General features: G+C 44.7%; 1 protein-coding gene. It reads left to right on the top strand.

Annotated features, from left to right (window positions below; translation table 11 throughout):
- Positions 1 to 1113 (top strand): right-handed parallel beta-helix repeat-containing protein (locus Q0932_RS20455; protein WP_299357107.1); only part of this gene is annotated, 1113 nt, incomplete at both ends.

Raw genomic sequence — 1113 nt, 5'->3', positions numbered from 1 at the left:
ACTGTTACGGACAGCGATGGTCTTTATGCGGCTTTGGCACAGGCAGAAGGTGGTGATACAATTCAGTTGGCGGGGGGTGACTATGGCACTCTTTCTCTGTGGGAAGGTTCTGGTTTTTCAGTAGAATTTTCTTCTGAGGTAGTGATCACTTCCATTGATCCTGACAACCCTGCCACGTTCAGCCGTATGAGCCTGAATGGTGTATCTAATCTCAGCCTTGAGGGGTTAGAATTTGATTATACATTCGAGTCCGGCCAGCCAAAATATGCGCGTCCGTTCAAGGTGGATAATTCCAATAATATTGCTATCCGTAATTCAACTTTCGATGGTGACATTGCCTCAGATACTGGCACGACTGCTGATGGTTATTCCAATGGTATAGGCCTATCCGTCCGTAAATCTGAAGACATAACTTTCGAAAACAATGAAGTGTCCAACTTCTGGATGGGTGTATCCATGGGGGGGGGCACTGGCTATGTGGTTCGGAATAACGACATCCATACAATACGTTCTGACGGGTTAACCTTTACAAAAGTTCAGGATGTGCTCATCGAGGGAAACTATATCCACGATTTTCGCAGGAACCTGGAAGCCGGGGATCATGCTGACATGATCCAGTTCTGGACTTATGGAAACACCGAAGCCATTACTGACGTGATTATCAGAAATAATACTTTGGATATTGGCGAGGGTGAACATACTCAATCCATTTTCATGGGGAATGAGGCTGTCGATCAAGGCGCAGACTCGCAAATGTTCTATAAAAACATCGCCATTGAAGGGAATACAATTCTTAATGGTCATCTTAACGGTATTGTCGTTGGGGCCGCTAATAATCTGGTAGTCGACGGTAATGTTGTGTTGCGCGACGATGGTTCTGTTCCTGAACGAGCAGAACTCTCCACTGGAACACCTATAATCCGTATTGATAAGGAATCCACAAATGTAACAATCACTAATAATGCATCTGCTGACATTTGGGGTTATCTGGAGCAATCAGATTGGACAATTGCTAACAATTTGGAGGTTCAGGACAAAGACCCTCTGGCGCCTGGCTATTATGACGCCAAAACCTTCATGAAATCAGAAAATACTGATGGTATTGATGGGAGT

Source organism: uncultured Shimia sp. (genome assembly GCF_947498095.1).
In the GTDB taxonomy this organism is placed as follows: Bacteria; Pseudomonadota; Alphaproteobacteria; order Rhodobacterales; family Rhodobacteraceae; genus Shimia.
The sequence above is the reverse complement of the archived record's forward strand: the minus strand, read 5'-3'. Positions and strand labels throughout refer to the sequence as shown.